At 63.7% G+C, this 21,902-nt stretch carries 17 protein-coding genes; 6 read left to right on the forward strand and 11 right to left on the reverse strand.

The window, feature by feature from the left end; translation table 11 throughout:
- Nucleotides 1-109 precede the first annotated feature (109 nt).
- From C8267_RS01600 to C8267_RS01610, 3 genes are read left to right on the forward strand one after another with little or no spacing between them, the layout of a single operon-like run.
- Entirely contained in the window at nt 110-1,393 is a 1,284-nt protein-coding gene (locus tag C8267_RS01600) for an O-acetylhomoserine aminocarboxypropyltransferase/cysteine synthase family protein (RefSeq protein ID WP_106633412.1), read from the forward strand.
- Nucleotides 1,393-2,406, forward strand: coding sequence for a homoserine O-acetyltransferase family protein (locus tag C8267_RS01605; RefSeq protein WP_106633413.1), 1,014 nt, complete (start codon nt 1,393-1,395; stop codon nt 2,404-2,406). Before C8267_RS01600 ends, C8267_RS01605 begins: the two co-directional genes overlap by 1 nt.
- A 12-nt stretch (nt 2,407-2,418) precedes the next feature.
- Nucleotides 2,419-3,618, forward strand: coding sequence for a homoserine dehydrogenase (locus C8267_RS01610; RefSeq protein WP_106633414.1), 1,200 nt, complete (start codon nt 2,419-2,421; stop codon nt 3,616-3,618).
- 112 nt (nt 3,619-3,730) lie between these two features.
- Here C8267_RS01610 and C8267_RS01615 read toward each other — a convergent pair whose 3' ends face one another.
- On the reverse strand, nt 3,731-4,951 hold the full coding sequence (locus C8267_RS01615) for an MFS transporter (RefSeq protein WP_106633415.1): 1,221 nt from the start codon (nt 4,949-4,951) through the stop codon (nt 3,731-3,733).
- A gap of 108 nt (nt 4,952-5,059) precedes the next feature.
- A complete protein-coding gene (locus C8267_RS01620; protein ID WP_106633416.1) occupies nt 5,060-6,508 on the reverse strand; it encodes an FISUMP domain-containing protein in 1,449 nt (482 codons plus the stop codon).
- 145 nt (nt 6,509-6,653) lie between these two features.
- Between C8267_RS01620 and C8267_RS01625 the strand changes: the two genes are divergently transcribed.
- Complete coding sequence (locus tag C8267_RS01625) at nt 6,654-7,415, forward strand: CDGSH iron-sulfur domain-containing protein (protein ID WP_106633417.1); 762 nt, start codon at nt 6,654-6,656, stop codon at nt 7,413-7,415.
- A gap of 234 nt (nt 7,416-7,649) precedes the next feature.
- On the opposite strand, the gene floA is transcribed toward C8267_RS01625, so the two are convergent.
- The 9 genes from floA to C8267_RS01670 all read right to left on the reverse strand — a co-directional run bounded on the left by floA (nt 7,650) and on the right by C8267_RS01670 (nt 18,840).
- A complete protein-coding gene (floA, locus tag C8267_RS01630; protein WP_106633418.1) occupies nt 7,650-8,624 on the reverse strand; it encodes a flotillin-like protein FloA in 975 nt (324 codons plus the stop codon).
- 21 nt (nt 8,625-8,645) lie between these two features.
- Nucleotides 8,646-9,113, reverse strand: a complete 468-nt coding sequence (locus tag C8267_RS01635) for an NfeD family protein (protein ID WP_087361780.1) — start codon at nt 9,111-9,113, stop codon at nt 8,646-8,648.
- A gap of 40 nt (nt 9,114-9,153) precedes the next feature.
- Entirely contained in the window at nt 9,154-10,689 is a 1,536-nt protein-coding gene (locus C8267_RS01640) for an SPOR domain-containing protein (protein ID WP_106633732.1), read from the reverse strand.
- Nucleotides 10,689-12,134 (reverse strand): TrkH family potassium uptake protein, encoded by a 1,446-nt coding sequence (locus C8267_RS01645; RefSeq protein WP_234025653.1) that lies wholly within the window; start codon nt 12,132-12,134, stop codon nt 10,689-10,691. Before C8267_RS01645 ends, C8267_RS01640 begins: the two co-directional genes overlap by 1 nt.
- 6 nt (nt 12,135-12,140) lie before the next feature.
- The gene (locus C8267_RS01650) at nt 12,141-12,932 is read right to left on the reverse strand and encodes a hypothetical protein (RefSeq protein ID WP_106633733.1); all 792 of its coding nucleotides are present in this window, start codon (nt 12,930-12,932) and stop codon (nt 12,141-12,143) included.
- Between the two features lie 39 nt (nt 12,933-12,971).
- A complete protein-coding gene (mtaB, locus tag C8267_RS01655; protein ID WP_106633419.1) occupies nt 12,972-14,270 on the reverse strand; it encodes a tRNA (N(6)-L-threonylcarbamoyladenosine(37)-C(2))-methylthiotransferase MtaB in 1,299 nt (432 codons plus the stop codon).
- A 304-nt stretch (nt 14,271-14,574) separates the two neighbouring features.
- A complete protein-coding gene (locus C8267_RS01660) occupies nt 14,575-15,339 on the reverse strand; it encodes a class I SAM-dependent methyltransferase (RefSeq protein WP_087361778.1) in 765 nt (254 codons plus the stop codon).
- Nucleotides 15,336-16,178, reverse strand: coding sequence for a CvfB family protein (locus C8267_RS01665; RefSeq protein WP_106633420.1), 843 nt, complete (start codon nt 16,176-16,178; stop codon nt 15,336-15,338). The genes C8267_RS01660 and C8267_RS01665 overlap by 4 nt, the downstream gene beginning before the upstream one ends.
- A 136-nt stretch (nt 16,179-16,314) precedes the next feature.
- On the reverse strand, nt 16,315-18,840 hold the full coding sequence (locus C8267_RS01670; RefSeq protein WP_106633421.1) for an alpha-N-acetylglucosaminidase: 2,526 nt from the start codon (nt 18,838-18,840) through the stop codon (nt 16,315-16,317).
- 145 nt (nt 18,841-18,985) lie between these two features.
- Between C8267_RS01670 and C8267_RS01675 the strand changes: the two genes are divergently transcribed.
- A complete protein-coding gene (locus tag C8267_RS01675; RefSeq protein ID WP_106633422.1) occupies nt 18,986-20,821 on the forward strand; it encodes a CocE/NonD family hydrolase in 1,836 nt (611 codons plus the stop codon).
- Between the two features lie 159 nt (nt 20,822-20,980).
- Nucleotides 20,981-21,742 carry a nitrilase-related carbon-nitrogen hydrolase gene (locus C8267_RS01680; protein WP_106633423.1) on the forward strand — a complete coding sequence of 254 codons (762 nt, stop codon included), beginning with the start codon at nt 20,981-20,983 and terminating at the stop codon, nt 21,740-21,742.
- Nucleotides 21,743-21,902: the final 160 nt, after the last annotated feature.

Below are 21,902 nucleotides of genomic sequence, written 5' to 3' on the forward strand. Positions count from 1 at the left end.
ATGTTCCGCCGACGGTGCCGGGGGTAGGTTGTTCGCATATCCATATGAACGATAACATCCGGCCCCGAAAAGGCCGGATATTTTTTTGCAAACACAAAAACGACACGCCATGTCCAAGCAAAACTACCGATTCGAAACCCTGCAGGTGCACGCCGGCCAACGGCCTGACCCGACGACGGGAGCCTGCGCCCTGCCCATCTACCAGACCTCCTCCTACGTCTTCGACAGCGCAGCGCAGGGAGCAGCCCGCTTTGCGCTGAAGGAGGAGGGCCACATCTACACCCGCCTGAGCAACCCCACCACCGAGGTCTTCGAGCGGCGCATGGCCGCACTCGAGGGGGGAACCGATGCCGTGGCGGCCGCGTCGGGCATGGCGGCGCAGTACCTCGCCCTGGCCAATCTGGCGGAGGTGGGCGACAGCATCGTCAGCACGTCGTTCCTCTACGGCGGCACCTTCAGCCAGTTCAAACATACGCTCTCACGCATGGGCGTCGAGGTGCGCTTCGCCTCGGGCGACTCGCTGCAGAGCATCGCCTCGCTCATCGACCAGCGTACGAAGGCCATCTATCTGGAGACCATCGGCAACCCCGAATTCAACATTCCGGATTTCGAGCCGATTGCCGAGCTGGCCCACCGCCACGGCATCGCGCTGGTGGTCGACAACACCTTCGGCGCCGGAGGCTACCTCTGCCGGCCCATCGAGTGGGGAGCCAACGTCGTAACGCACTCGGCCACCAAGTGGATAGGGGGCCACGGCACGAGTCTGGGCGGCGTGGTCATCGACGGCGGCAACTTCGACTGGGGCAACGGCCGCTACCCGGCGCTGAGCGAGCCCTCGGAGGGGTATCACGGCTACAACTTCTGGCGCGAATGCGGACCGAAGGCCTTCGCCGTGCGGACGCGCTGCGAGGGGCTGCGCGACATCGGCTCCTGCATCAGCCCCTTCAACGCCTTCCTGCTGACGCAAGGGCTGGAGACCCTCTCGCTGCGCGTGCAGCGCTGCGTGGACAACGCGCTCGAAATCGCCTCGTGGCTGGAGCGCCATCCCAAGGTCGAGCAGGTGAGCTACCCGGGACTCAAGAGCAGCAAATACCACGCGCTTGCTTGCAAATACCTGCGCAACGGCTTCGGCGGCGTACTGACCTTCCGTGTACGGGGCAATGCGGCGCAGGCGGCGAAAATCGTCGACAACCTCCATCTCATCAGCCATCTGGCCAACGTCGGCGACACGAAGACGCTGCTGATTCATCCCGCCTCGACCACCCATGCGCAGCTCAACGAGCAGGAGCTCGTCTCCTCGGGCGTCTATCCCAACCTGCTGCGCCTCTCGCTCGGCATCGAACACGTCGAGGATATCCGCGAAGATTTGAACGAAGCCCTCAAGCACCTCTGATGGAAGCCCTGCATTTCGAATACGACGCCCCCTTCACGCTGGAGTCGGGTGCAACGCTCCCCCGGCTGACGATTGCCTACCACACCTACGGGCAGCTCTCTCCCTCGCGGGACAATGTCATCTGGGTCTGCCACGCCCTGACGGCCAACTCCGAGGTAGCCGACTGGTGGCCCCACACGGTCGAGCAGGGGCGCTTTCTCGACCCGTCGCGCCACTTCATTGTCTGCGCCAACATCCTCGGGTCGCACTACGGCACGACGGGGCCGCTCCACACAAATCCCGCAACCGGCCGGCCCTACTACGGCACGTTTCCCAACTTCACCATCCGCGACATGGTCCGCGCCCACCGGCTGCTGGCCGATGCGCTGGGCATCGGAGGCATCGCAGCGCTCATCGGCAGTTCGGTCGGAGGCTTCCAGGCCGTGGAGTGGGCCGTCGAAGAGCCGTCGCGTATCGAGCGGCTCGCGCTGATAGCCACAGCGGCCAAGGCCTCGCCGTGGTGCATCGCCATCGACGAGACGCAGCGCATGGCCATCGAGGCCGACCCGACGTTCGGCCAGCCGCGCGACGATGCCGGACGGGCGGGCATGGCGGCCGCCCGCGCCATCGGGCTGCTCACCTACCGGGGCGGCAGCGGCTACAACCGCACGCAGCAGGACCCCGACGGGACGACCCTGCCGCACCGCGCCTCGACCTACCAGCGCTATCAGGGCGAAAAGCTCTGCCGCCGCTACAACGCCTACTCCTACCACGCCATCCTCAATGCCTTCGACACGCACGACGTGGGGCGCGGACGGGGCGGGGTAGAGGCCGCCCTTGCGCGCATCAAGGCCCGGACGCTGGTGGTCGGCATCACGACCGACCTCGTATTCACGCCCGCCGAGATGCACTGGTTGGCCGACCGGATACCCGGCAGCCGCTACGGCGAAATCGTCTCGGAGTTCGGCCACGACGGCTTTCTGGTCGAGCACGAACAGCTCAACGCGCTGCTCTATCCATTTGTAAACAATTAAAAACAGAACGATATGAAAAAAATCAACATCGGACTCTTCGGCTTCGGCGTGGTCGGACAGGGCATCTACGAGGTGGTCCGCAAGGCGAAGAACGCCAATGCCGAGATTGTCAAAATCTGCGTCCGCTCGCTCGACAAGCCGCGCTCAATCGAGCGCTCCTGGTTCACCGACTCGCCCGACGAGATTCTCTCCAACCCCGACATCAACCTCATCGTCGAGGTGATTGACGACCCGGCGGCTGCCTACGACATCGTCAAGTCGGCGCTGCTGAAGAGGATTCCCGTCGTCTCGGGCAACAAGACGATGCTGGCGCACCACCTGCCCGAGCTCATCGAAATCCAGAAGACGCACCACGTCGCGCTGCTCTACGACGCCTCGTCGTGCGGCTCGATTCCCGTCATCCGCAACCTCGAGGAGTACTACGACAACGACCTGCTGCTCGAGGTGAAGGGCATTCTCAACGGCTCGTCGAACTACATCCTCTCGCGCGTCTTCGACCACAGCGACACCTACGCCCACGCGCTGGCGCAGGCCCAGGAGCTCGGCTTCGCCGAGAGCGACCCCTCGTTCGACATCGAGGGCTACGACTCGCTCTTCAAGCTGGTCATCATCACGGTCCACGCACTGGGAGTCTACGTCGCCCCGGAGCGGATTTTCACCTACGGCATCTCGACCATTCACGAGTCGGACATCCGCTACGCCCGCGAGAAGGGGGTCAAAATCAAGCTGGTGGCCCAGGTGGTCAAGGTGAGCGACGAACACTTCACGATGTTCGTCATGCCGGAGTTCGTCACCCCCGACAAGTACATCTACAGCGTCGACGACGAGTACAACGGCGTGGTCATCCGCGGCGAGTGCTACGACCGCCAGTTCATGTTCGGCAAGGGAGCGGGAAGCCTTCCGACCGCCTCGTCTATTCTGAGCGACATCATGGCCCGGCAGCACGACTACCGCTACGAGTACAAGAAGCAGAACTACCTCCAGCTGCCCGAATACACGACCGACATCCCGCTGCGCATCTACGTCCGCTATTCGGAGACCAACATCCCGCATATCCTCGACTTCGAGAAGATTCACGAGGAGTACTATTGCGCCGAGAGCAGCTACGTCATCGGCGACGTCACGCTCGCCGAGCTGCTCCGCAAGCGCGAGCAGCTCAACGGCCACGATGTCTTCATGGCCAACATTCCGCTCTTCTTCCAGAACAACTGACCCCTGCGGGGCCAGCGTGGGGCGGACACCTCACGGCTCTGAAACGGACGAGGGGGGCGGGAATCCACAACCGGGATTCCCGCCCCCTTGTCTCCGTTGTGCGACAGACGGCTCAGGGCTGCCTTTTTGCGTAGTAGGAGCTGTCGAGGCCGAGGGCGAAGCTGTCGCGCCACCGCCATGCCGCACCGGCAAGCAGCGCCGCCACGACGGCACTAAAGAGGAAGGGAAAGCGCTCTCCGCCCAGATGCACGAGCCCGAAGAGGTGCTCCAGGGGGTCCATCACGAAGGGGCAGAGCACGACGGCCAGGTAGTTCATCGCCATGACGAGCGACAAGGCGAGCGTCGAGGTGCGGGGCGGTCCGACGATGGCCGCCTTGTCGTAGATGAGCGGCTGCATCACCCCATAGCCGAAACCGGCAAGCAGGCAGCCCGTCACGAGCATCGCCCGGCTGCCGAAGCTGCCGATACAGGCCAGACCGACGGCAATAAGCAGCAGCGACACGACGTTGGCCCGCTGCCGAAGCAGCTGGATGGTCCGTCTGAGCAGGAATCCGGGCAGCATGATGGCCAGAAAGAACAACGAGATGAGCACTCCCGAGAGCGAATCCTTCAGCCCGCGGGCCTCGACCAGAAACGAGACGTAGTAGGTCACCGTAAGCACCAGGAAGGTGATGGCGAAGTAGAGCGCCATCACCCCGGCCAGCTTGCGCCAGTCGATGGAGGTGTGCTTGAGCTGGTCGCTCTGCGGCGGCTCGGCGGCCGCCGGTGTGCGGCGCAGCAGAAAGACGGCCGCAAAGGAGATGCCCGGCAGCGTATAGACCAGAAAGGGGAGGTGCCACTCGATGTTGGCCAGATAGCCGGCCAGCGCCGTGGCCAGCACGAGCGTCAGGTTGTTGATGGCCGAGCTGTAACCCAACTGCCGGACGCGGTAGTCGCCCGTGAAGTAGTCGACCACAAGTCCCGTCGAGAGGGGAATCACCATGCCGGCACCCACGCCCAGGAGCGAACTGATGACAATCAGCTCGGTCATGCTCCCTGCAAAGAGGCAGGCCACGCCGCTCAGGAAGAAGAGCGCAAGCCCAGTGGCCAGGAGCGTGAACTTGTTGCGCCGTTCGGAAATTTTACCCGACAGCAGCACGAAGGGGATGACGAGCAGCGACGGAAGCGACGTGAGCATCTGAATCTCGAGGTCGGTGGCATGGGGAAAGATGCGGTTCATGTCGCCCAGAATGGGGGAGACGGCCAGCCCCGGCAGCGAGGCGACGGCCGAGACGGACCAGATGGCAAGCAGCGCCGAGAGCGGAATGGGCCCTTTGCCGGTTCGGATTTTCATGGTTGCGGGATTTTCGGGCCGTAACCGCAACTGTCATACCAAAAAGCGGAAGCGGCCCCATGGGGCCGCTTCCGCGTCGTTTTGTCCGATTCCGTCGCTTCGGAGCGGCTACTGCTCCTTCACGCAGCGGACCGGCATGCCGTTGGCACGGTAGTGGGCCACCGAAGGCTCCACGCCGCTCGCCGCCACATCCTTCTTGTTGAAGTAGAAATAGAAGGCCGCCGATTGGGCATTGGTCAGCGCATCGGCCGTCCAGTAGAGACCCACCCAGGGCTGCGCCTCGAGCGCCTCGTTGCGCGATTCGGGCAGCGGGTTGTAGACATTCTGGAACTTGCCGTCGGTATAGACGCGGCGTCCGGCGCCCATGAAGAGCATCGTCGCCGTGCCGTCGGTCAGCTCCCAGCCGTATTTATCCATGTAATCCGTGGCAGAGCCCGACTTGTCGGCAATCGAAAGTCCCGCAAAGGCATCGGCCGAGGGGACGTGCCACCCCTTGGGGCAGGGGTCGTAGAGGCTCTTCGACGAGGAGTTCCACAGCTCCTCGGAGTGCGAGGCATAGAGCCAGTCGTAGCGCGACTGCTCGACACCGAGCAGGAAGCAGAGCGGCTGCCGCGAGGCATAATCCAGCGTTCCCTTCGTTGCATCGGAGGCTTCGAACGCATTGTAGACGCGCTTAGCATTGCCGTCATACATCGCCTCGCTGCTGCCCATCGAGAAGTTGTAGGCGCTCGGGCCGATGAAGGGCTCCTTGCGGCCCCACTGGTAGTAGAGTCCGTAGGATTCAAGGATTTCGTCCGTCGTCGCGTTGGAGTTGTTCATGGCGCCCAGATTGCTGCCCATGACCGTCGTACCGTTGGCCAGCGTGACGGCCTTGCCCACGGGGTCGTAGCCGGTAATCCAGATATGCCACGTCCATAGCAGCGTTCCCGCGGCATCGTAGGCGCCGAGCAGCACGTTGCCCTGCTTGATTTGCGTCTCGTCATCGTCCTCCGCACCAACGTAGAAGCTCACCTTGCCGTCACGCAGATTGAGGTACTGCAGCAGCCCCGACTCGGTCTGCCAGACCACCTCCACCTTGGCCGTGGGCATCGTCTCGGAGGTTTCGCCGCGCAGCGTCGCATCGAACGAGTAGTTGGTATTGGGCCGGGTCACCACAAAGCAGTTGGCCTGCTGCGTCGAGAGGTCCTCCGTAGCGGCAATCGCCACGTAGAGCGTCGCCGAGACATACCCTCCGCCGGTCGTACGACCCGAGAGGATGAGGTTGCCCGACTCGACATGCTCCTCGTCGATGACCGACGGGGCGGTCACGTGCAGCGTCCCGGTCGAGAGGTCGGCCTCGGCCGTCCAGCCGCCCGGGAGGTTGGAAAATGAGATAGAGCTGACGTTCGAGGTTGTGAGGCCTACCGTTCCGGTGCCACCCGGCTCCTCGATGAAAAGCGCCGACTGGCTGAGGACCATACGGCCCGAATCACCATCCTTGCTGCAGGAGACAAACGATGCCGCCGCAACGACAAGCAGTACGACCCATCGGATACTCTGTTCGAAAAAACTCTTCATGTGCGTTGGAAAAATCATTTTTCAACTTCGAAAATTCACGCAAAGATACCAAAAAGCGGCGTATTTCCTACTGCCCCTTCCGAATATTTGCATTCGGGAACAATTATTGCCGCCTCTCTTCTAACGAATTCTAAATCCTCATAGTATGTCGGACCACAAAATTGAACCTACGAAAAAAGACAACCCGGCCGACCGCTACGGTGTCGTGGTGACGGAAAAGGGGCCCTATCTGGTCTATGGACGGCCGCCTCTGAACCTGCAGAGCATCCGCCTCGGGCCGCGTCCGGGCGGTCCCGGATTCGAAGAGGGGACCCGCTTCGAGATGCGGACCGACCCCACGGCGCTCTGCCGCTGCGGCGCCTCGCGCCGCAAGCCCTATTGCGACGGCACGCACGCCACGACGGCCTGGGACCCGACGCTCACAGCTCCCATGCAGGAGACCACGGCGGGACGCACCGTCATCGAGGGGGCGACGCTCACGCTCGAGGATAATCCGCGCCGCTGCACGCTGGCCCGCTTCTGCCAAGCCGAGGGCGACGTGCGCTCGCTTGTCGGGCGCTCCGACGAGCCGGAGTCCCGCCGGCGAGCCATCCACGAGGCAGAGCTCTGCCCCGGAGGCCGCCTCACGGCACGCGACCGTCAGAGCGGCGAGCCCTTCGAAATCCACTACGAGCCGAGTCTCGGGCTGATTGAGGCCCCCTCCATCGGGGCCAGCGGCGGATTGTGGCTGCGCGGCAGCATTACGCTCCGGCGCGAAGATGGGCGCACCTACGCCGCACGCAACCGCGTCGTGCTCTGCCGCTGCGGACGTTCGGCCGACAAACCCTTCTGCGACGGCACGCACGCCACCGTCAAATGGCGGGACGGGCTCGAAGAGCGCGTTCTGGAGCCCGCGACGAAAGGGTAGCGGAAGGGCAGGACTGTCGTGCCGGTCGTGCCGGTCCAAAGACAGCTGCCGGTAAAATGGCAGCCAGCCAACCGGGCCGACAGGCGGAGCGACCAGCCCAAAGGCAGCGGCCCGGCTACCCAACTAAAAGCGGCTGTCCACTCGGACAGCAGCCCAAATAAGCCCGTAACAAAAGCGCCGGGCGGATGATTCTCCTCATCCGCCCGGCGTTTTGCTGTCGATGGTCCAGCAGGCCTATTTCTTGGTCTCGGGGCGCGCGATGGACTCCCGCATGGCGGTATCGGCCATCACGTTCTTCATCTTGTAGTAGTCCATGATGCCCAGATTGCCGTTGCGGAACGCCTCGGCCATGGCCAGCGGCACCTCCGCCTCGGCCAGAATCACCTTGGCACGGGCCTCCTGCGCCTTGGCCTTGTTCTCCTGTTCGAGCGCAACGGCCATGGCCCTCCGCTCCTCGGCCTTGGCCTGGGCGATGTTCTTGTCGGCCTCGGCCTGGTCCATCTGGAGCTGGGCGCCGATGTTCTTGCCCACGTCGATGTCGGCGATGTCAATCGAGAGTATCTCGAAGGCCGTTCCGGCATCGAGCCCCTTGTCCAGCACCACGCGCGAGATGGAGTCGGGATTCTCCAGCACGATTTTGTGCGTCTCGGCCGAGCCAATCGAGGAGACGATACCCTCGCCCACACGGGCCAGCACGGTCTCTTCGCCCGCACCGCCGACCAGTTGCTTGATGTTGGCACGCACGGTGACACGCGCCTTGGCGATGAGCTGGATGCCGTCCTTGGCCACCGCGGCGACCGGAGGCGTATTGATGACCTTCGGGTTGACCGACATCTGCACCGCCTCGAAGACGTCGCGACCCGCCAGGTCGATGGCCGTCGCCATCTTGAAGTCGAGCATGATGTTGGCCTTCTGGGCCGATACGAGCGCGTGCACAACATTCGTGACGTTGCCGCCGGCCAGGTAGTGCGCCTCCAGCTCGTTGGGGTCCAGATGCAGCCCCGCCTTCGTCCCCTCAATCATCGAGGAGACGATTGTCGAAGGGGGAACCTTGCGCCAGCGCATCAGAATCAGCTGCAGCAGGCTGATGCGCACGCCCGACACCAGAGCCGAGAACCACAGCCCCACAGGGATGAAGTAGAGAACCAGCCAGATGGCCAGCAGGCAGACGAATACGATGAGGATGATGATACCCGATTGCAAATCCATGGTCAGAGAGGAGTTTTACGGTTATTGTTTTGGGATTGGTTTGACGATGACGCTGAAGTTCTCGAAGCCGACCACCTCGACCTCGGTTCTGGGGTCGACGTAGGCATCGAGCGACTTGGCCTCGTAGAGTTCGCCTCCGATTTCGACCCGGCCCATGGGCGACAGGCGCGAAAGGGTGACGCCGCGTTCGCCGACGCGAAGCCGCGTCTGGGGCGAAGGCATGCTCGACGAGTCAATCTTCTGGCGCAGCGAGAAGCGCTGCCACGTCTTGGCGCGCAGCGAGAGAATCGTCGCCACGAGCGAGAGGATGACGATGAGCACGACCACGACGATGCCCGTCGGAGTGTCGTGGTAGCGGAAGGCGAGGTAGATGGCGCTTCCATCGCAGACCAGCGCCAGCAGTGCACCGACCGAGACGCCCGGCAGCAGCACGATTTCCGCAACGAGGAACAGCAGTCCCAGCACGATGAGCAGAATGATGTAGAACATGGCGGATGAGGCTTGTTGGTTCTGCTATAAAGTTAACGCTTTATTCCGTTTGTTGGGCGATTTCGGCCACTTTTATTTCAAGTGCGTTGTCCGCCTGCGCCACGGCGTCGGCCACCCGCTGGGCCTCGGCCCGGTCGTCGAAGAGCCCCACGACGAAGAGCTGCTGACCCACGCGCGAGAGTTCGCGGCCGCCTGCCGTCGCGGCAATCGCCTCCTTTACGGGGTCGGGCAGCGCCGGCAATCCGGCGATTTCAACCCTATAGGAGAGGGCGGGCTGGGGGTCGCGGGCCAGATTGCGGTAGACGCCGTCGACCCAGACAACCACCTCGGGACGGAGGAACCCGTGCTCCTTGAGCAGCGCCTGGGCAGCCTCCGCCTCTTCGCGCGTTGCAAAGCCGCCGGCGTAGTAGCACCACTTGTGCTCGTCGTTGACCAGATAGAAGAGCGGTTCGGCACCCCGGAAGGTCGAGACGGCCCGCTTGGTGTTGAACGTTCCGAGCAGGATGCGGTAGATGGTGCCGTTCGTATAGACCGGGCACTCGGGAATCGGGTTCTTGTAGGTATAGCGGGGCGTCGACGCGAAAGTGATGCTGTCGTAGTCGAGGAAGTAACGCTCGCGCAGCTCTATCTTCGGCAACTGGAACTCGGCGCCGTTGAGCCAGACGCCGGCCTGACGCAGCGAGTCGCGCGCCGCATCGAGTCCGAGCGCCTCGGCCACCGAGACCTCGTAGTCGAGCAGCACCTCCTTGCGCAGGAAGTAGTCGACCACCTCGTCTGATTCGGTCCTGCCCTTCAGTGCGGCAAGACGGCGCGTTGCCTTGGCCAGCAGCTCCTCTTCGCGGGCCAGCGCCTCCTCGCGGCCCAGCGTCTCGAGCACGTAGGAATAGGCGTAGGACTTGTTGTCGAAGATGTAGTTCCAACGCTTCGAGAGCGAATCGGCCAGCGTCCGGTTGAGCTGCTGCAGCACCGTGCAGTGCTCGTAAAGCGACGTCGCAGCCTGCTCGTTGTCGACCTTCTCGTAGGCCTGCACCGAGTCGGCCAGAGCGCGGTAGTTTTCAAAATAGCGCTGCACATCCTCCGCCGCCGCATACTCTTCGCGCTGGGCCTGCTGCAGCGCGGCGTAGTCGGCCTGGGGCAGCTGCTCGCGGAAATAGGGGCTCTGGACCAGATAGCGCACCCGGCCGCTGCGCACGTGCAGCGCCGGCTGCTCGCTCTCGGGCGTCGGCTCCGAGCCGAGGTTGGAGAGAATCCAATCCTGCTCGATGGTATTGATTCGGTCGATGAGACGACCCTTGGCGCTGCGGATTTCGAAGACCTCGCTCTCAAGCGCCAGAATCTGCTGCGAACGCTCGGCCCGCGTCTCGGGCTCCTCGCGCAGCAGACGCCGCGACTCTTCAATCACCCGCGTGACGGAGTCCTCGCGGAACTGCAGCCGCGCATCCTCGCGCAGCAGCGACATGTACTCTTCGTTGCCTTCCAGACCGGCAATGCGGGGGGCCACCTCCTGCGCACAGAGCGTTCCGACCGTACACAGAGCCACCGCAGACAACATGTATTTGAACATCTTACGTAACATCATCTCCACCATTTGATAAAGAACCACTGGATTAAACCGAATATCTCGAGACGCCCCAGCAACATCAGCAGCGTATTGGAAACCTTCACCATGGCGGGCAGTCCCGAATAGTTGTCGAGCGAACCCACCTCGCCGAATCCGGGGCCGACGTTGCCCAGCGAGGCAACAGACGACGAGAAGCTCGTCAGCAGGTCAACCCCGCAGGCCGTGCTGAAGACCGTACCGATGAGCAGCAGCAACAGGTAGGCAAAGATGAAGGTCATCACGGCGTGGAGCGTCTCGCGCTCCTGCATCACGCCGTCGAGCTTGAAGCGAATCACCGCATTGGGGTGCTGCTGCTGGCGCAACTGTGCCCGCAGCATCTTGAGCGCCAGCACCAGACGGTTGACCTTGATACCGCCGGCCGTCGAACCGGCACAGGCGCAGACCATCGACCCGAACAGAAGCGTGATGATGGCGAACGAGGTCCACGTATTGGAGTCGGCCGTGGCGAAGCCCGTCGTCGAGGCCACCGTGACGAACTGGAAGCAGGCGTGGCGGAACGAGGTGCCGAACGTGGGGTAGAGCTCCGCCGCATAGAGGCTCACGGCGATGGCCAGGCTGCAGAAGAGGAGCATCCCGACGTAGAAACGCGTCACCTCCGAGCGGAACAGGTTGCTGCGCTTGCCGGTCACCGTCGCATAAATCAGTCCGAAGTGCATACCGGCAATGGCCATCACCAGGATGAGAATCGTATCGATGGCCGGACTGTTGTAGAACGAGATGCTGGCATTCTTGGTCGAGAAGCCGCTCGTGGCGCAGGCCGACATGGCGTGGCACAACGCATCGAACCAGTTCATGCCCGCCATCTTGAGCAGCAGGGTCGACAGCACCGTCAGTCCGACGTAGACCACCAGCAGAACCTGGACAATCATCTGCGTCCGGTAGCGGTAGTTGTCCTTGGCCATCGACGAGAGCTCGACGTTCGAGAGGGTCATCTTGCTGCGTCCCAGCGAGGGGAGAATCAGCAGGGCGAACATCACCACGCCCATACCGCCAATCCACGTCGACGAGAAGCGCCAGAACTGCAGGCCCCGCGGCAGCGCCTCAACATCCGTAAGAATCGACGAGCCGGTGGTCGTGAAGCCCGAGACGCTTTCGAACCAGGCGTTGACCAGGCTGAACTCGCCTCCCCAAATCAGGTAGGGGAACATCCCCACCACGCAGGCCACTAGCCACGAGCCGACGACGATGCAGAAGCCCTCCTTGGTGGTAATCTGCTCGCTCTTCTCGACGAAAATCAGCGGGAAGACCCCCAGCAGGGCCGTCAGCAGCGAGGAGAGCAGCAGCGGATAGAACGACGAGTCGACGCCGCTGACGTAGGAGATTACGGCCGAAAGCAGCATGAACAGCGCGATGAAAAGCATCACGCTGCCCACATACCGCAAGACTACATCCATCCGCATGGCGCGTCAGTTTTTCTGTTGTTTCGAGAGCGCAATGAGCGCATCTATCTTCTCCTTGAGCTGCAGCATCTCGTCCTTGAAGTCCCCCTTGGCAACAAAGGGAACCCGGTAGGCGAGGTAGTCGCCCAGCCCCTTGTTCATCTTGAGCACCGGGTCGACGCAGTAGAGGTTCATGAAGTAGGAGAGCATCAGCACGATGGCAATCATCACTGCCAGCGAGATGAGCACCGGCGTGACGGCCCGGTAGGCGTTCTTCTTCATCTGCTCGGCACGGGGCGCCAGCGAGCTCTGGGTCGAGGTCATGTAGTTCTTGATGGCCGAGGTCAGACGCCCGTATAACGCCTCGTACTCGCCGTCGTACCAGCCGTGGCGCAGCGAATCGGGTCCCGAGGCCGTGGCGGGCTTTCCCGCGGGAGCCTCCTCGGCCCACGTCAGGTAGCTGTCCGTCAGAAGGCGCAGCTCGGTGGTGGCAAAGGCCAGCGAATCGAGGAACGACTTGTCGAGCGCCTCGGTCTGAGCCACCAGCAGCGCACTCTCCAGCCGCTCCATGCTCGCACGGCACAGCGAGTCATACTCGCGGTCGCCGAAGACCGAGAGGTGCACCAGTGCGATGTTCTGCTCGTGGGCGGCATCGAGCATCTCGCGGGCCAGCTCGATGTTGCGGGCATTGGCCTTGAGGATATCCTCCGTATCGCGGCTCAGGTGGCTGAGCTCGAGGAAGGAGACCATACCCGAAAAGAAGAGCAGGCAGACGATGCTCACGAATCCCGTGGTCACCCGTTTGCGCAAACCTGTCATCATAGCTTCCTATTCACTTTTAGTGCAAATATACGAATTTTAACCCAGAATATCCCCTTCGAGGTCGTGCGAATCATCCATTTTTCCCAACCGGACGCGGCAGACCGTATTGACGCGCGCCGCATCGTAGGGGACCTTCACGCGGCGGTAGTTGCCCGTGAAGCCGAACATCATGCCGCCGCGGCGCGTGCTTTCGAACAGCACGTCGGCCTCCGTGCCCGTTCCGCGGGCGCAGAAATCGCCATGCAGCCGCGCGCAGAGGGCCTCCAGCTCCTCCACGCGGCGGGTCGCCACTGACGACTGCACCTTGCCGGGGAAATCGACGGCCGGCGTTCCGGGACGCTCCGAGAAGGGGAAGATGTGGAGGAAGGCGGGAGCGAGCCGCTCCAGGAAGTCGTACGTCGTGCGGAAGTCGGCCTCCGTTTCGCCCGGGAAGCCCACAATGACGTCGATGCCGATGAAGGCGTCGGGCATCAGCCGGCGCACGGCCTCAACCCGCTCGGCGAAGCGAGCCGTCGTATAGCGGCGGCGCATGAGACCCAGAATCCGGTCCGAACCGCTCTGCAGCGGGATGTGGAAGTGGTGCTGGAACTTGGGCGACGCGGCGCAGAAGGCGATGATTTCGTCGGTCAGCAGGTTGGGCTCGATGGAGGAGATGCGGTAGCGCTCGATGCCCTCGACCTCGTTGAGCGCGCGGAGCAGGTCGATGAACTTCTCGCCGGTCGTCCGGCCGAAGTCACCCGTGTTGACCCCCGTGATGACAATCTCCTTCTGCCCGGCGGCGGCAATCTGCCGCGCCTCGGCCACCAGGTCGGCAATGGGCATGTTGCGGCTCGAGCCGCGGGCATAGTGAATCGTGCAGTAGGAGCAGCAGTAGTCGCAGCCATCCTGCACCTTGAGGAAGGCGCGCGTACGGTCGCCGCTCGAGAAGGCGGCGAAGAAGTTGGTCAGCTCGTCCGTCTCGCAGCTGTAGACCTGCGCACGTCCCTTGCCGGCCAGCTCCGTCACGCGACGGTAGAGCTCGCCCTTGTCGTTGTTGCTCAGCACGAGGTCGACCCCCTCGATGGCGGCAATCTCCTGCGGCTTGAGCTGGGCGTAGCACCCCGTCACCGCGATGATTGCCTGCGGATTGCGGCGATGAAGCTTGCGTATCAGGTTGCGGCACTTCTTGTCGGCATGCTCCGTGACCGAGCAGCTGTTGATGACACAAATGTCGGCCTCCTCATCGGGAGCCACACGCACGTAGCCCCCCTGTTCGAACTGGCGGGCGAAGGTGGAACTCTCCGAGAAATTGAGCTTGCAGCCGAGTGTATGGAAATTGACTCTGCGTTGTTGCATGGAAAAAGGTGTTATCGGCTGCGAATTTACGAAAAGCAGGCGAGACGGGGAAACATTCCGCCCCCTATTTTCGGAGCGCGGCCCCGGACAGCCTGACGCCCAATGCGGCAGACGGCACACCGAAGTGCGGGAAACGGAGGGCAGGAGCGCGGAAAACTGGGTGCCAGAGGGCGGAACCCGGCACACCGGCGCGCGGGAATCGAGACGCCGCAACGCGGGAAAAGGACGCCGCGGCAATCCCGCACTTGTCCGGCGGCAGCCTTTTTAGAAGTTCCGCGGCAACCTTCCGGAGCCCCCTGCGGGACTATTTGCGGGCGATGTAGAAGAGGTCGAAGCACTCCTCCGAGACGGGGGCGATGCGGTAGTCCTCCATGCGAATCGAGGTGGTCAGCTCCGTATTGGCATGCAGCAGCCGGCGGCGGTTGAGCCGGTTGAGCAGGTCGTAGGGGAGCTGCAACAGCCGGCGGGGGAGGCGGTGCTGGAGGTCCAGCGGGTCGAAGCGGAGCAGCCGCTCGACGCTGCGGCGGTTCTCGGCGTAGTAGGCCATCACCTTTTCGTCGCCGAAGACGCCCAGCTGCTCCACCTCGCCAAACGAGGACGCGAGCAGCCGCCGCAACTCTTCGGGGCGGTATTCGCGCACGTGCCACGGATTGCGCGTGAGCGACATCGGGGCGTTGGGCGTCGTCACCACGAAGCAGCCGCCCGGACGCAGCACGCGGGCCACCTCGCGCACGAACAAGGCATCATCCTTGATATGCTCGATGACCTGGAACGAGATGACGCAGTCGAAACTTTCGTCCGCGAAAGGCAGAGGAGGAACCGTCGCCCGGCGGAACTCCACGTTGGGCACCTGCAGCAGTTCGGGCGCCGGAACATGCTTGTCGAGCGTCACGAAACGGTCGACACGGGGAGCAATGACCTCGATGCCGTAGCCCGAACCGGTGCCGATTTCGAGCGTGTCGCCGCCAACGCGCTCCGCGGCGGCGTGGTAGGCCAGCAGCGAGCGCTGGAAGACAAAGTTGTCCGAGGTCTCACGCGAGACCCGTTCCGCGGTATTGATTCGGCTCATTTTCCCTTGCGCAGTTTGATTCCCCGTTCCGTCATCTCCACCTCGCCGCGCTTGAGCAGCATGCCCAGCGAACGCTTGAAGACCTTCTTGCTCATCTGCGTGCGGGCGGCCACCTCCTCGGGTGCGCTCGCATCGTTGAGCGGCAGGAAGCCGCCGTTGTCGTGCAGCAGCGCCAACAGCGTCTCGGCCGAGCTCTTCACCTGGGCCAGCCCCGTCTGCTGCAGGCTCACGTCAATGCGGTTGTCGTCGGTGATGCGGCTGACGTAGCCCTGCAGCCGCTCGCCGATGGACACCGAACGGAACAGCTGGTTGCGGTAGAGCATGCCCCAGTGGCGGTTGGCCACGATGACCCGGTAGCCGATGGGGCTCTCCGAGGCAACGAGCAGCTCGACCGCCTGGCGGGGAGCCACGGTGATGATATCGTTGTTGATGAAGCCCTTGAGCTTCATGGTCGCCACGCAGCGGCCCGTGATGTTGTCCTCGTAGAGGTAGACGATATAGCTCCGTCCCGGAAGCACGCCCCCCTGCTGGTTGCGGTTCGGCAGGAAGAGGTCCTTGCCGTAGAGTCCCCAGTCGAGGAAGGCGCCGTGTTCGGTCTTGTCAACCACCTTGAGGTAACCCGCCTCACCGGCCTTGAGCAGAGGCGTTTCGGTCGTTGCGACGAGCCGGTCCTCTGAGTCGTGGTAGACGAAGACCTCCTTCGTGTCGCCGACCTTGTCGGCAAGCGAAACATAGCGGTTGGGCAGCAGCACCTCCTGCTGTTCCTCGTCCGCCAGAAAAAGTCCGTGTTCCGAGATGCGGCTCACGGTGAGTTGCTGAACATGTCCGGCTCTGAGCATACGAAAATTCGGTATTCGATGGATTTGCGCCGCAAAAATACGTTTTATTTTCACGCCGTGCAACTTTCCGGCCGCAAGGAGCGAGGGACGAAGCCCGGCAAAACGAGGACGGATAAGAGCGGCGGCCGGCGGAAGGTCAGTAGAGCAGCTCTACAGCCGTATAGTTGTCGGCAGCCGGACGGCCGTGCAGCGTGAGCGTCACGGTGAACTCCTTGGCCAGAGGGGCCTCCACGTCGCGCTTCTCCACACGGAGCGTCACGCCGTCGCTGCCCGGCTCAATCCGCAGCGCGGGCTCCTGTTCGGCCCAGCAGTGGCGGCTGGCCGTGATGCGGAGCTTTTCGAGCGTCACCGGCTCGGAGCCACGCAGCGTGGTGAAGCGCAGCCCCCGCATGCGGCGGAACTCCTCGTGTCCGATGGTGAAGGAGACCCGGGTGCGCTCCTGCGCAAAGTCGAAGGGCAGCCAGCAGCAGACCGCCCGCTCGGGGCGCTGCACCATCTCGGGCGAGATGTCGCGGGTCGCTTCGACCAGCTTGCAGGCCGCCGTAAGCGGCTCGGCAAAGGGCTTCACGCGCGAAAGAGTGTCGGTTTGGTGCCACCCCTCGTCCCACGAACGAAAGTCGAAGCTGCGCCCCTCGTTGAGCGCCGCAAAGAAGTTACGCCAGCGCGGAATGTAGAAGTCGCGGATGGGGCCCGACCAGATGCGGGCCGAATAGTCGCTCAGCGACGGGCCGCCCCAAACGGAGATGAGGCGCCGCTGCTCGCGCACGAAGCGGTCGCGCTCCTCCTCCGAACAGCCCGCCGCACGGGCCTGCTCATTCCAGCGCTCCAGCCTCAACAGGGGATGCGAGGCCAGCAGGCGGTCAGCTTCGCGCAGCAGGGCGAGGAAGCGCCGCTCGCAGCGGGCAGCCTGTTCCGTCTCACCGTGCATGGCGGCCCACACGGCGGCATCGAGCAGGATATCGGCCTTGCCGGCGAGGTAGAAGGCCGCATACTGAATGGCATCGGTGCGGTAGTTGGGCGCTTTGCCCAGTTCGGAAGCCGCGCCGAGGAACTCCTCGATGGCTTCGAAATAATGTTCGTTGACCCCCATCGTCGCCATGCGGCGCGAGAGCGGCCGCAGCTGCCAGCGGAAGCGGGCGTTGTTGGTAAACTCGCCGTAGGCCGAGCCGAGCATGCCGCGCCAGAAGCGGTCGACGCCCCGCACCGACTTGCCGTAGCGGGCCCGCGAATAGTCGTGCAGCAGCCGCAGCACGTCGATGCGGCGGGAGCTCCATCCGGCGGCGGAAATCACCTCGTAGACCGCCTCGTTGTTCTCGACTCCTTCGGGCGAGGTGCCGTAACCGACCAGTTCGCCCCGGTTGCGCGAGGCGAGCGCCCCGAGGTGGCCGTTGGCGTAGAAGTCGAGCACGCCCGTCAGCGCCGAGCGGCCGCCGAAGTTGGGCACCGTGCTGTATATCCACTCCTTGCCGTAGAGGCCCGAATAGTAGTCCCAGCTCCTCTCCGAACGCCAGACGTAGTCGTTGAAGTCAACCGCAAGGTCGATGATGCACAACCGCCCGTCGGGAACGCCGCTCAGCAGCGCCTCGACGCTGTGGGGGTCCCAGATGGTGCGCTGGTAGCCGAACATCCACCCCTGCATCATCCACACGGCGTCGGGATTCGCCTCGGAGAGCGAGCTGTAGACCGTCCGCGCGTAGCGGCGCAACGTCTCTGCACGCTCGTCGGAACCCTTCTTGCCGAAGGGGACGTCCAGCTCGTTGAAGCAGTCGACCAGATAGTATTTGCCCGGGCCGAACTCCCGCTCCCATTCGCGGACAAAGGCCGCACCGATTTCGACAAAGCGCGTGTCGAGCGGCGAGAGGAGGTTGCTCTCGAATCCCGACCAGCGGGTACGGGTCAGCGCCAGGTCGGGGTAGAGGCGCCGCATGCCGTCGGGCACGAAGCCGGCAAAGCCCTGGAAGACGGGCTTCATGCCCAGCGCCCGCATGCGCTCCAGAATCCGGTGCTGCAGCTCGACTTGCCGCTCTTGCCACTCCTGCGAGGGGGCGCCGTCGAGCCCCGTCATGTTGCCCATGCGCATCCAGGGCATGTGGGCCGGACCGGTGAAGTAGGCGTCGATTTCCTCCTGCGTGAGCCCCATTTTGCGCCATACGCGCGCCAGGATAGCCTCGGTGGCCACCGGTGCCAGCGGCATGTCGAAGCCGTGGAGTGCCATCCAGTCGAGCTCCTGCTCCCACCGCTTCCAGTCCCAGAAGGGGGTCGTATAGCCGAAGGTGCATACATTCATATAGAGGTGGTGGCGGAAGGGCGAACGGGTCTCGCGCCGCTTCATGTCGGGCAGACGGTCGGGCAGTTCGAGGCGGTTGCCCGACCAGTTGGCCACGCCGTATCCATGCGAGAGGATGTAGTCGTAGAATCCGCGGCAGAGGGCCACGCAGCTGCTCCCCTCGATGCGGAGCAGCCCGTCGTCGACGCTCACGGCATAGCCGTCGCAGCCCGAGGCGTCGGGTGCGGTCAGAACCAGACGGAGCTCTTCGGGCAGGCGGCCGAACGTGCGGCGAATCACCTGCTCGGCCTCAACCACCTCGCGCGGGCGGGATTCGGCGGCCCCGGCAGGGGCAAAGAGCAGTAGCAGAAAGAGCAGAAGCAGCGATTTTTTCATGACAAAGTCAGGTTGTAGGGATGGGTTGAAAAGACAAACAAAAATACGTCTTTTTCGCGACTGTTGCCTCTTTTCGCTCCGTTTTTTGCCGCTTTCATCTATTTTTTGCTACCTTTCACCACTGTTTGAACCATCCTACGCTCCGATGAAACGATTCATACCGCTGCTGCTCGTCGCGCTGGCCGCACTCCGCATCGCCCCGGCCCAGCCGCTCGACAGCCTCTGCACCAAAACCGAACACCGCATCGCCATGCGCGACGGCGTACGGCTCCACACGACCGTCTACGCGCCGCGCAGCGCCGAACCGGCCCCCATCCTCATCTTCCGCACCCCCTACGGTTGCGCCCCCTACGGCCCCGGGCGCTTCCCCTCGTCGCTCGAGGAGGGCTATCTGCGCACCTACCTCGACCGGGGCTACATCCTCGTCCTGCAGGACGTGCGGGGGCGCTACATGAGCGAAGGGGAGTTTGTCAACGTCCGTCCCGCCGCCGGCAAGGGCGCTGTCGACGAGACGACCGACAGCTACGACACGGTGGAGTGGCTCGTCTGTCATGTGCCGCACAACAACGGCCGCGTGGGCTTTGCCGGCAGCTCCTATCCGGGCTTCTACGCACTGATGGGCGCCCTGTGCGGTCATCCCGCCGTGCGTGCCGTCTCGCCGCAGGCCCCCGTGGTCGACTGGTTCATGGGCGACGACACGCACCACAACGGCGTGTTGATGCTCACCGACTCCTACCGCTTCATCCCCGGCATGAGCCGCCCCGGGAAGCATACCCCGGCCGAGCGCATGCCCTCGAGAGGGCAGCCGACCTGCCCCGAAGGGATGACCGAATATGAATTCTTCCTGCGCATCGCCACGCTCGACAGCCTCAGCCGGATGCTGCCGCCCACCCCCTTCTGGGAGGAGATGGCCGCCCATCCCGACTACGACGCCTGGTGGCAGGCGCGCGACGTGCGGCAACGCTGCCGCGACATCCGCCCCGCGGTGCTGATTGTCGGCGGCACCTACGACGCCGAGGACTGCTACGGCACATGGAACCTCTACCGGACCATCCGCAGCCAGAGCCCCGCAACGACGTGCCGACTCGTCATCGGCCCCTGGTCGCACGGCGCCTGGCGCAGCGGCGACGGCCGGCTCGGTCCCTTCGACTTCGGAGTGGAGGCATCGGGACGCTACTACGTCGAACACTTCGAGCTGCCCTTCTTCGAGCACTGGCTGCGCGGCCGCGAGGAGGTCCGGGATTCGCTTCCGTCCGACAGCGAGGCTGTCCGGGTCTACGTTCCGGGACGCAACGAGTGGCAGGGCTTCGACCGCTGGCCGCCCGCCGCATCACGCGAGATGACCCTCTACCTGCACGAGGGCGGAGCGCTCGACACGCTGCGCCCCACGGCCCGCCGCTCGCGAAGCAGCTACCGCTCCGACCCGAACGACCCGGTGCCCTACATGGAGCCGCTCGGCCGCAAACGCGACAAGCGCTACATGGTGGCCGACCAACGCTTCACCGACGGCCGCCGCGACGTGCTCACCTTCGTCTCGGAGCCGCTGGCCGAGGAGCTGACGCTCGCTGGCCCCGTCGAGGTGACGCTCAATGCGACGCTCTCGACCACCGACGCCGACTTCGTCGTCCGCCTCTCTGACCAGTTTCCCGAGGGGGATTCGCTGCCGGGCTACCGGATGCTGGTGCGCGGCGACGTGATGCGGGGACGCTACCGCCACAGCTTCTCCCGCCCCGAGCCGTTCCGCCCCGGACGGGTCGAAGAGGTGCGCTTCACGATGCCCGACGCCGTGCACACCTTCCGCGCCGGCCACCGCATCGTGGTGCAGGTGCAGAGCTCATGGTTCCCGCTCGCCGAGCGCAGCCCGCAGCAGTTCGTCAACCCGTGGACTTGCCGGCCGGAGGAGTTTCTGCCCTGCGAGGTGACGCTGCTCCACGAGCGGGGGCGCGCCTCGTCGGTTACGCTCCGTGTCGCGAACGATTAACGCAAGAGGGCGGGAAGAAAGGGGCTCCGTACCCGATATTTTTCAAAACAGGGGGTTTCATTTATTAAAACAAACGGCACAATATCATCTATTTTTTAAGCTACAGATACCATCGGCAGGAATTTTTGTTATATTTGTGTTAGCACACAAACAGTAACCATGAAAGTAGATGTAGCAATTTGCCAAGTTGATATGGAGTGGGAGCACACCTCCCGCAACCTTGCCCGGTTCGAACCTGCCGTTGCCGAGGCCAAGGCCGACATCGTCGTCCTGCCCGAAATGTTCGCCACCGGATTCAAGCTCCGGCCCGCCGTGGTGGCCGAGCCGATGGATGGCGAAGTGGTGACCACGATGCTCCGCTGGGCGCGCGAATACCGCAAGGCGGTGGTCGGCAGCGCCGTCATCTCGGAAGGGGGTCTCTTCCGCAACCGACAGTTCTTCGTCGAGCCTTCGGGCAAGATGACCTGGTACGACAAGCACCACCTCTTCCGTCCGGGCGGCGAGGCGCGCGACTACGAACCCGGCCAACGGCGCGTCATCGTGGAGTACATGGGGCTGCGCTTCCTGCTGCTGGTCTGCTACGACCTGCGCTTCCCCGTATGGAGCCGCAACCGGGGCGACTACGACGCGATTATCTACAGCGCCTCGTGGGCCGACGACCGCCGCGAGGTGTGGCGCACGCTGCTGCGGGCCCGCGCCATCGAGAACCAGTGCTACGTCATCGGCGTCAACCGCGTGGGACGCGACCCCGACGCCGAATATGCGGGCGATTCGGCCATCATCGACTTCAAGGGGCGGACGCTGGTCGACGCCGGCTGCAGCGAGAGAACCCTCACGGCCACGCTCGACACGGAGCAGATGGCGGCCTTCCGCGAGAAGTTCCCCGCCTGGATTGACGCCGACAACTTCGAGCTGCGCTGACCCGAAGCCGGGTGCCGGGCAAAGGCACCGCCCCGAGGCCGGAGTGCCGCGCAAAAAAAGATACACCCGGGACGAGCCTGAGGCCCGTTCCGGGCTGTGTTGTATCCGGGAGATTCGGCTCCTGCATTACAAGAGAACCCACAGGATTGCAGCATTATGG

This window comes from Alistipes sp. Marseille-P5061 (assembly GCF_900290115.1).
Lineage (GTDB): Bacteria > Bacteroidota > Bacteroidia > Bacteroidales > Rikenellaceae > Alistipes > Alistipes excrementigallinarum.

What these genes read in the sequence shown, in the direction of transcription:
- C8267_RS01615 (WP_106633415.1), bottom strand. Translation starts at nt 4,951, where the DNA reads ATGAAAATCCGAACCGGCAAAGGGCCCATTCCGCTCTCGGCGCTGCTT.
- C8267_RS01600 (WP_106633412.1), top strand. Translation starts at nt 110, where the DNA reads ATGTCCAAGCAAAACTACCGATTCGAAACCCTGCAGGTGCACGCCGGC.
- C8267_RS01625 (WP_106633417.1), top strand. Translation starts at nt 6,654, where the DNA reads ATGTCGGACCACAAAATTGAACCTACGAAAAAAGACAACCCGGCCGAC.
- C8267_RS01650 (WP_106633733.1), bottom strand. Translation starts at nt 12,932, where the DNA reads ATGACAGGTTTGCGCAAACGGGTGACCACGGGATTCGTGAGCATCGTC.
- C8267_RS01660 (WP_087361778.1), bottom strand. Translation starts at nt 15,339, where the DNA reads ATGAGCCGAATCAATACCGCGGAACGGGTCTCGCGTGAGACCTCGGAC.
- C8267_RS01610 (WP_106633414.1), top strand. Translation starts at nt 2,419, where the DNA reads ATGAAAAAAATCAACATCGGACTCTTCGGCTTCGGCGTGGTCGGACAG.
- C8267_RS01640 (WP_106633732.1), bottom strand. Translation starts at nt 10,689, where the DNA reads ATGTTACGTAAGATGTTCAAATACATGTTGTCTGCGGTGGCTCTGTGT.
- C8267_RS01645 (WP_234025653.1), bottom strand. Translation starts at nt 12,134, where the DNA reads ATGCGGATGGATGTAGTCTTGCGGTATGTGGGCAGCGTGATGCTTTTC.
- C8267_RS01670 (WP_106633421.1), bottom strand. Translation starts at nt 18,840, where the DNA reads ATGAAAAAATCGCTGCTTCTGCTCTTTCTGCTACTGCTCTTTGCCCCT.
- mtaB (WP_106633419.1), bottom strand. Translation starts at nt 14,270, where the DNA reads ATGCAACAACGCAGAGTCAATTTCCATACACTCGGCTGCAAGCTCAAT.
- C8267_RS01635 (WP_087361780.1), bottom strand. Translation starts at nt 9,113, where the DNA reads ATGTTCTACATCATTCTGCTCATCGTGCTGGGACTGCTGTTCCTCGTT.
- C8267_RS01620 (WP_106633416.1), bottom strand. Translation starts at nt 6,508, where the DNA reads ATGAAGAGTTTTTTCGAACAGAGTATCCGATGGGTCGTACTGCTTGTC.
- C8267_RS01665 (WP_106633420.1), bottom strand. Translation starts at nt 16,178, where the DNA reads ATGCTCAGAGCCGGACATGTTCAGCAACTCACCGTGAGCCGCATCTCG.
- C8267_RS01675 (WP_106633422.1), top strand. Translation starts at nt 18,986, where the DNA reads ATGAAACGATTCATACCGCTGCTGCTCGTCGCGCTGGCCGCACTCCGC.
- C8267_RS01680 (WP_106633423.1), top strand. Translation starts at nt 20,981, where the DNA reads ATGAAAGTAGATGTAGCAATTTGCCAAGTTGATATGGAGTGGGAGCAC.
- floA (WP_106633418.1), bottom strand. Translation starts at nt 8,624, where the DNA reads ATGGATTTGCAATCGGGTATCATCATCCTCATCGTATTCGTCTGCCTG.
- C8267_RS01605 (WP_106633413.1), top strand. Translation starts at nt 1,393, where the DNA reads ATGGAAGCCCTGCATTTCGAATACGACGCCCCCTTCACGCTGGAGTCG.